The sequence below is a fragment of the Betaproteobacteria bacterium genome, from assembly GCA_016720065.1.
GTDB lineage: Bacteria > Pseudomonadota > Gammaproteobacteria > Burkholderiales > Rhodocyclaceae > SSSZ01.
The window spans coordinates 449,795-457,500 of sequence record JADJXY010000001.1 but is presented as its reverse complement, the minus strand read 5'-3'; the positions used below and the strand labels follow the sequence as shown (position 1 = coordinate 457,500).

Sequence of the window (7,706 nt, the reverse complement as noted above, 5' to 3'; positions counted from 1 at the left end):
CATCCTGGCCATGGATAGATCATCCGGTTTCGGGTCTACGCCATGCTACTCAACGCCCTTATCAGACTCGCTTTCGCTACGCCTCCCCTATTCGGTTAAGCTCGCAACATAACGTAAGTCGCTGACCCATTATACAAAAGGTACGCAGTCACCCCACAAGGAGGCTCCCACTGTTTGTATGCATGCGGTTTCAGGTTCTATTTCACTCCCCCCCCGGGGTTCTTTTCGCCTTTCCCTCACGGTACTTGTTCACTATCGGTCGATCACGAGTATTTAGCCTTGGAGGATGGTCCCCCCATGTTCAGACAGGGTTTCACGTGCCCCGCCCTACTTGTCGCAAACTTAGTACCACAGCGATGTTTTCATGTACGGGGCTATCACCCACTACGGCCGGACTTTCCATTCCGTTCCATTAACAAAGCTGCTATCACTTGCAGGCTCTTCCCCGTTCGCTCGCCACTACTTAGGGAATCTCGGTTGATTTCTTTTCCTCGGGCTACTTAGATGTTTCAGTTCACCCGGTTCGCCTCCCAACCCTATGGATTCAGGTTGGGATACTCCTTGCGGAGTGGGTTTCCCCATTCGGACATCCCCGGATCAAAGCTTCGTTGCCAGCTCCCCGGGGCTTAACGCAGGCTTGCACGTCCTTCGTCGCCTGTGATCGCCAAGGCATCCACCACATGCACTTAGTCGCTTGATCCTATAACCTTGAACTCTCTCCCGAGAGTGGCCATAGGCAACTCATTTGTGCCGATATCAACGCCTAGCTGTAAGCGTCAATATCAGATGCAATCACACGTACCACTCGCCTTCTTGTCGGCAACGAGTGATACAACCTTCTTCCGTTTTGTTAAAGAGCAAACAGCATTTAAGCTTTTTGGCCAGAAGCCAAAGCTAAGCACAACGCCTGTGCTTAGCTTTAGGTTCTGGTGGAGGATGACGGGATCGAACCGACGACCCCCTGCTTGCAAAGCAGGTGCTCTCCCAGCTGAGCTAATCCCCCTCCCGGTGCTTTGCCTAAGCCGCGCATTACTTGCTTATTCAAAGCCCCGCAACCTTGATAGACGTTTCACTGGGTTTCGATAACCAAGCGATTCAAGCCAGAGAGCGGCGCCGCGTACTCATGTACACAAGCCTCTCGACAACGCCGAAGCGCGCAGGTTAGCGAAAGCCAGTTGGTGGGTCTGGTTGGAATCGAACCAACGACCCCCGCCTTATCAAGACGGTGCTCTAACCGACTGAGCTACAGACCCTCGTCTGTGTGCTGTTCTTCGAACAACCGATAGGTTGTGGGTGCCAGGATGCTTATCTCTAGAAAGGAGGTGATCCAGCCGCACCTTCCGATACGGCTACCTTGTTACGACTTCACCCCAGTCACGAACCCCGCCGTGGTAAGCGCCCCCCTTGCGGTTAGGCTACCTACTTCTGGCGGAACCCGCTCCCATGGTGTGACGGGCGGTGTCTACAAGACCCGGGAACGTATTCACCGCGACATGCTGATCCGCGATTACTAGCGATTCCGACTTCACGGAGGCGAGTTGCAGCCTCCGATCCGGACTACGATCGGCTTTCTGGGATTGGCTCCACCTCGCGGCTTGGCAACCCTCTGTACCGACCATTGTATGACGTGTGAAGCCCTACCCATAAGGGCCATGAGGACTTGACGTCATCCCCACCTTCCTCCGGTTTGTCACCGGCAGTCTCGTTAAAGTGCCCAACTAAATGATGGCAATTAACGACAAGGGTTGCGCTCGTTGCGGGACTTAACCCAACATCTCACGACACGAGCTGACGACAGCCATGCAGCACCTGTGTTCCAGCTCCCTTTCGGGCACACCCAAATCTCTTCAGGCTCCTGGACATGTCAAGGGTAGGTAAGGTTTTTCGCGTTGCATCGAATTAATCCACATCATCCACCGCTTGTGCGGGTCCCCGTCAATTCCTTTGAGTTTTAACCTTGCGGCCGTACTCCCCAGGCGGTCAACTTCACGCGTTAGCTCCGGTACTAAATGGTTTTACCCACCCAACACCTAGTTGACATCGTTTAGGGCGTGGACTACCAGGGTATCTAATCCTGTTTGCTCCCCACGCTTTCGTGCATGAGCGTCAGTATCGGCCCAGGGGGCTGCCTTCGCCATCGGTGTTCCTCCACATCTCTACGCATTTCACTGCTACACGTGGAATTCCACCCCCCTCTGCCGTACTCTAGTGAGACAGTCACAAGCGCAGTTCCCAGGTTAAGCCCGGGGATTTCACGCCTGTCTTATCAAACCGCCTGCGCACGCTTTACGCCCAGTAATTCCGATTAACGCTCGCACCCTACGTATTACCGCGGCTGCTGGCACGTAGTTAGCCGGTGCTTCTTATTCCGGTACCGTCATCCACACAGGGTATTAGCCCGTGCGATTTCGTCCCGGCCGAAAGAGCTTTACAACCCGAAGGCCTTCTTCACTCACGCGGCATGGCTGGATCAGGGTTGCCCCCATTGTCCAAAATTCCCCACTGCTGCCTCCCGTAGGAGTCTGGACCGTGTCTCAGTTCCAGTGTGGCGGATCATCCTCTCAGACCCGCTACAGATCGTCGCCTTGGTAGGCCTTTACCCCACCAACTAGCTAATCTGATATCGGCCGCTCAATCAGCGCAAGGTCTTGCGATCCCCTGCTTTCCTGCTCACAGAATATGCGGTATTAGCGTAACTTTCGCTACGTTATCCCCCACTGAAAGGTACGTTCCGATACTTTACTCACCCGTTCGCCACTCGCCACCAGGATTGCTCCCGTGCTGCCGTTCGACTTGCATGTGTAAGGCATGCCGCCAGCGTTCAATCTGAGCCAGGATCAAACTCTTCAGTTCAATCCAACAAACTCGCAAATTCACTGACGGTAGATTTCTCTACCTATTACTCGGTGTATTTGCCTTAATACTTTCGCGACTCGCGTCGCTTCGCATCAAGACACCCACACCTATCGGTTGTCCAAATTTTTAAAGAACATCGCCAGAAAAACCACCAACCAGCGAAGAAGCGGAATTATGAAGCACCTAAAACTACCAGTCAACTCCAACAACCAACTTCTTACTTACGAGGATCTGCGGACCCTCGCAGCAGCGCCGCTCGGAAGCGAAGAAGGTGCGCATTATACGGAGCATTGACGGCAGGTCAACACCCCCACCGCGGCGCCTTCGAGTGGCTCTTTGGCGTCCCGGCCCGGGTCATCATCGACAACGCCAAGTGCGCCATCATCAAGGCCTGCCAGAACGATCCCGAAGTGCAGCGCTCCTACGCCGACTGCGCCGAAGGCTACGGTTTCAAGATCGATCCCTGCCCGCCCCATGACCCGCAGAAGAAGGGCATCGTCGATTCCGGGGTCAAGTACGTGAAGGGCTATTTCCTGCCCTTGAAGGCATTCCGTGACCTCGCCGACCTCAACGCCCAAGTGAAGCGCTGGGTCATGGAGGAAGCCGGGCTGCGTCGCCACGGCACCACAGGCGAAGCGCCGCTCAGTCGCTTCGAAGTCGAGCGGGCGGTGCTCTCGCCTCTGCCGGGGGTCGCCCCGGATCTCGGCGTCTCCGGTCTGGTCACGGCGGAGCCACCACGAGTGGCGATCCTTGTTGGCGAAATTTGACGACAGCGGCCTGGGCGTTGCCGCCTTCTGCCGACGGGAAGCGATCAGTGCGGCGAGCCTGTACCGCTGGCGCCGCCTGCTCGGCGAAGGTGCCCTAGTTAGCTCAGAGTCACTCGCGCGAATTTCCGCTTCCCCACCTGTAATACGACAACATCGCCCCGCATGAGACTCAGAGTTTTGTCGGAAACCTTCTCGCCGTTCGCGCGCACGCCTCCCTGATCGATCATTCGCAGGGACTCAGATGTGCTCGTCGTAAGGCCAGCCAGTTTGAGAACTTGCGCGATAGGAAGCTCGTCCCCGCAGTTCAGCATAATGGCGGGCATGTCTTCTGGAAGGACCCCTCTCCGGAATCGGGCTTCGAACTCTTCCTGCGCAGAGAACGCCGCCGTAGACCCATGGAAGCGGGTAACAATCTCCTGAGCGAGCAGTATCTTAATATCCCGAGGATTTCGACCGGCAGCAACTTCTGCCCTGAGTCCCGCGATATCCGCCTCCGATCGAAACGACAGCAACTCGTAATAGCGCCACATCAATTCGTCTGAGACAGACATCAGCTTGCCAAACATCTCACGCGCCGGCTCATTTATGCCGATATAATTTCCAAGGGACTTGGACATTTTATTAACGCCGTCCAGTCCCTCAAGGAGGGGCATTGTCAGCAGGCACTGTGGCAGTTGACCGTAGTGCTTCTGCAATTCTCTACCCACCAGAAGATTGAATTTTTGATCCGTCCCGCCCAACTCGACATCAGACCGCAGCGCCACAGAGTCGTAGCCCTGACACAGGGGATAGAGGAACTCGTGGATAGCAATAGGCTGCCCGCCAACATACCGCTTGGAGAAATCATCGCGCTCAAGCATCCTTGCCACCGTATGCTGGGCAGCCAGTTTGATCAACCCACTGGCCCCAAGCGAGTCAAACCAACTGGAATTAAAGCAAACCTCAGTTGCCTCGGGATCTAGTATCCTGAATATTTGTTCTTGGTAGGTGAGCGCGTTCTGGACTACCTGATCCTTGCTAAGAGCCGGGCGCGTGGCGTTCTTTCCAGTTGGATCTCCGATCATCGCAGTGAAATCCCCAATCAGGAAAAGCACCTTGTGCCCCAGTTGCTGAAAATGCCTCAGCTTGTTGATCAGCACGGTGTGCCCAAGATGCAAATCCGGCGCAGTCGGATCGAATCCCGCCTTTACCCTCAAGGGGCGCCCGAGCTTTAGTCTTTCGATCAACTGCGCTTCTACGAGCAACTCGTCGCACCCTCTTTTGAGTACGTGCAGAGAATCTTCGACATCGCATATCATGAGCTTGCACTACCTTTCTCGCTAATTTCATCGCCTCCGGCGCACACCGGACAGTCTCGTAACCCTCTGAATATTAAATCTTGAGGCACGACAACCGCCTGCGCACCACACATTCCACACGGTCGAATCGACCTGCAACGAGGCGCGTTGCTAATGGCCAGAAACAACGAAGGGCGGCCTTGGCCGCCCTTCGTCTGAAAAACTACGATCACGCCGAAAATGAGGACCCACAACCACATGTAGAGGTAGCATTTGGATTGCGGATCACGAACTGCGACCCCTCCAAGCCCTCGGTGAAATCGATCTCCGCGCCCACAAGGTACTGATAACTCATTGGATCGATGAGCAGCGTCACACCGTTTTTCTCCATGGTCGTATCGTCTTCATTGACTTCCTCGTCAAACGTGAATCCGTACTGAAAGCCCGAACAGCCTCCACCAGTCACAAAAACGCGAAGCTTCAATCCAGGGTTGCCCTCCTCTTCGATCAGTTCCTTCACCTTGCTCGCCGCACTATCGGTGAAAACAAGCGGCACTGAAGTTTCTGCAATTGAATTCATGGGTAACTCCTTGAAAAATTGAGGCGGGATTATCAGAGTCAGCGCGTACGCCGTCAACGGGTTAGTTGGAAGCCGCCAACTTAAGTTCAACCGACTTCCCGGGCTGATGGACCAGCCTGCCCTCGATAACCGCCCCTTGATGCATCTCGATAAGCGAGTATTCCACATCGCCAACGATTCTGGCTCTAGGTTGCATTTCTAGTGACTCTGCAACGGTAACCGGGCCAACTACGGTGCCATTAATGACGAGATGCGCAACATCGACCGCGCCCTCGATTCGCGCCTGCTCGCTCAAAACCAGGGTCGACGCGCTCGCGCCCTCGCCGGCTACTACGCTACCTTTGACCTCACCGTCGATCCGGAGCCCTCCGGAAAACTTGATATCCCCCTCCACTCGCGTGCCAGCGCCGATCAAGCTATCGATCCGGTTTTGGGGTTTTGCATCAGGACGCTTACCGAACATGACAATCTCCTACAGGGTAGCGAAGCGCTTGGCTCGCAGTGTACCACCGTGAAGAATTCGCGCCTCGACGCTCTTGAGCCGCGCGGCGTTCGGCAGTCGAAAGCCCCCTTCTTTCCTAAGGAAGTGCTTTAACTCCACCAGCATCACACTGGCATTCTTTCCGTCTTCCGGCAGAGTGAGCAAAGCATCCTTCCCCTCCAGAACGTAAGTTACAGAAATTTGGAGCGTCCCCTTGAATTCTCGAACTTGCTTACTCGCCTCAAACGCCAACAGTAACCGATACCGGTACCCTCCGGCCTCAGGGTCGCGCGTGACATGGAATCGTTCGATCCGCACCGAGGCCTCTCCACCGGCAAGCGGAACGAGTCGCTCAAAATACGCTATCTCTTCTTTCAGAGCCGCATTCTCGGATTCAAGAGCCTTTACGCGCACCTGGAGCTGCTGCCGAACGGTACGCTCCAGCTGGACACCGCTGACTTCGGTACCGAGCGATCCGCGCAGTCCTGCCAACTTGGCTTCCGAACTTGCAAGGCTCTCTCTGAGATCACTTATTTCCGCGACAAGGACAGCCTTTTCCCCTCGCTGGGCGACTACCCAAACCGTAATCGCCACACCCAGAATCAGTACCAGCAGCGCGACCCCATACCATGGCCACGGAATGTGAGTACGCACAACGACCTTCGGAGCCGCAATGCCAAAGTGACGTCGGAAGCGCCGAATTTTCAGGGTAGAACCGGGGGTCGGCATAGCCCTAAGGTTTCGTCGAGTCCGAACATGAGGTTCATGTTCTGAACCGCCTGTCCCGCGGCCCCCTTCACAAGGTTGTCGATGACCGAAAGCACTACCAAGATACGCTGCCCCTGAGGTCTGTGGATGGCCAGACGACAAACATTGGCCGATCGGACCGAACGCGTCTCCGGATGCGATCCGGGGGGCATGACATCTACGAACGGCTCATCTGCATAAGCGGTGTCGAAAAGCGCTTGGAAATCCACTTCTTCTCGAATGCGGGCGTATAACGTCGCATGAATACCCCGGATCATCGGCGTGAGGTGCGGCACGAACGTTAGTCCGACTTCTCCACCCGAAAACTGCGAAAGGCCCTGGCGAATTTCCGGAAGATGCCGATGACCCGAAACACCGTAAGCCTTGAAATTGTCCGCTGCTTCGGAAAACAGGATGTGCGTTTCAGCTTTTCTGCCCGCCCCGGAAACGCCGGATTTGGCATCGGCGATTAGTGTATCCGTATCGACCAGCCCTGAACGCAGTAATGGAAGAAAGCCCAACTGAACGGCCGTTGGATAACACCCGGGGTTTGCGACAAGCCTCGCTTTCTTGATCCGGTCGCGATTCAATTCCGGCAACCCATACACTGCTTGCCCTACCCACCCAGGAGCAGCATGGGACATGCCATACCACTTCTCCCACTCGCGCACATCACGTAGCCGGAAATCGGCCGCAAGATCAATTACCTTGACTCCGGCCTCAAGCAGGACCGGGGCCTGCTGCATGGCGATGCCATTCGGGGTCGCGAAGAAAACGAGATCGCATGCGCCAAGGCGAGCCGTGGCTGGATCCTCAAAGGCAAGGTCGATGAAACCTCGTAGACTGGGGAACATTTGGGTGACCGGCGTTCCTGCATCTCCACGAGAGGTGATGGTCACCAATTCCACCTTTGGATGGGGTGTGAGCAACCTAAGCAGCTCGACCCCGGTGTACCCCGTTCCGCCAACAATACCGACTTTTATCATTACACATCTCCC

5 protein-coding genes, 2 tRNA genes, 2 rRNA genes and 1 pseudogene (1 of these 10 cut by a window edge) are annotated in these 7,706 nt (G+C 55.5%); 1 reads left to right on the top strand and 9 read right to left on the bottom strand.

Features of this window, described 5'->3' with window-relative positions:
* From IPM73_02185 to IPM73_02170, 4 genes are all read right to left on the bottom strand, one after another.
* Window positions 1-700, bottom strand: a 23S ribosomal RNA gene (locus IPM73_02185) (it extends 2,180 nt beyond the left edge of the window).
* 227 nt (window positions 701-927) lie between these two features.
* A tRNA-Ala gene (locus IPM73_02180) sits at window positions 928-1,003 on the bottom strand.
* Between the two features lie 173 nt (window positions 1,004-1,176).
* Window positions 1,177-1,253, bottom strand: a tRNA-Ile gene (locus tag IPM73_02175).
* 62 nt (window positions 1,254-1,315) lie between these two features.
* Window positions 1,316-2,853 (bottom strand): 16S ribosomal RNA (locus IPM73_02170).
* Together the 16S and 23S rRNA genes with 2 tRNA genes alongside form the textbook arrangement of a ribosomal RNA operon.
* A gap of 314 nt (window positions 2,854-3,167) precedes the next feature.
* Between IPM73_02170 and IPM73_02165 the strand changes: the two are divergent.
* Window positions 3,168-3,563 (top strand): annotated as a pseudogene (locus IPM73_02165) (transposase).
* Window positions 3,564-3,721: 158 nt separating this feature from the next.
* Here IPM73_02165 and IPM73_02160 read toward each other — a convergent pair.
* The 5 genes from IPM73_02160 to IPM73_02140 form a co-directional block, all read right to left on the bottom strand.
* Window positions 3,722-4,918, bottom strand: coding sequence for a tyrosine--tRNA ligase (locus IPM73_02160; GenBank protein ID MBK8916895.1), 1,197 nt, complete (start codon window positions 4,916-4,918; stop codon window positions 3,722-3,724).
* A gap of 211 nt (window positions 4,919-5,129) precedes the next feature.
* Entirely contained in the window at window positions 5,130-5,480 is a 351-nt protein-coding gene (gene erpA, locus IPM73_02155) for an iron-sulfur cluster insertion protein ErpA (protein MBK8916894.1), read from the bottom strand.
* A gap of 61 nt (window positions 5,481-5,541) precedes the next feature.
* The gene (locus IPM73_02150; protein MBK8916893.1) at window positions 5,542-5,943 is read right to left on the bottom strand and encodes a polymer-forming cytoskeletal protein; all 402 of its coding nucleotides are present in this window, start codon (window positions 5,941-5,943) and stop codon (window positions 5,542-5,544) included.
* Window positions 5,944-5,952: 9 nt separating this feature from the next.
* Complete coding sequence (locus IPM73_02145; protein ID MBK8916892.1) at window positions 5,953-6,690, bottom strand: hypothetical protein; 738 nt, start codon at window positions 6,688-6,690, stop codon at window positions 5,953-5,955.
* Entirely contained in the window at window positions 6,666-7,694 is a 1,029-nt protein-coding gene (locus IPM73_02140; GenBank protein ID MBK8916891.1) for an N-acetyl-gamma-glutamyl-phosphate reductase, read from the bottom strand. The genes IPM73_02145 and IPM73_02140 overlap by 25 nt, the downstream gene beginning before the upstream one ends.
* Window positions 7,695-7,706 lie beyond the last annotated feature (12 nt).

Bases quoted from the DNA above. Each gene is read 5' to 3' on its own strand.
- IPM73_02150 (MBK8916893.1), bottom strand. From the start codon at position 5,943: ATGTTCGGTAAGCGTCCTGATGCAAAACCCCAAAACCGGATCGATAGC.
- IPM73_02145 (MBK8916892.1), bottom strand. From the start codon at position 6,690: ATGCCGACCCCCGGTTCTACCCTGAAAATTCGGCGCTTCCGACGTCAC.
- IPM73_02140 (MBK8916891.1), bottom strand. From the start codon at position 7,694: ATGATAAAAGTCGGTATTGTTGGCGGAACGGGGTACACCGGGGTCGAG.
- erpA (MBK8916894.1), bottom strand. From the start codon at position 5,480: ATGAATTCAATTGCAGAAACTTCAGTGCCGCTTGTTTTCACCGATAGT.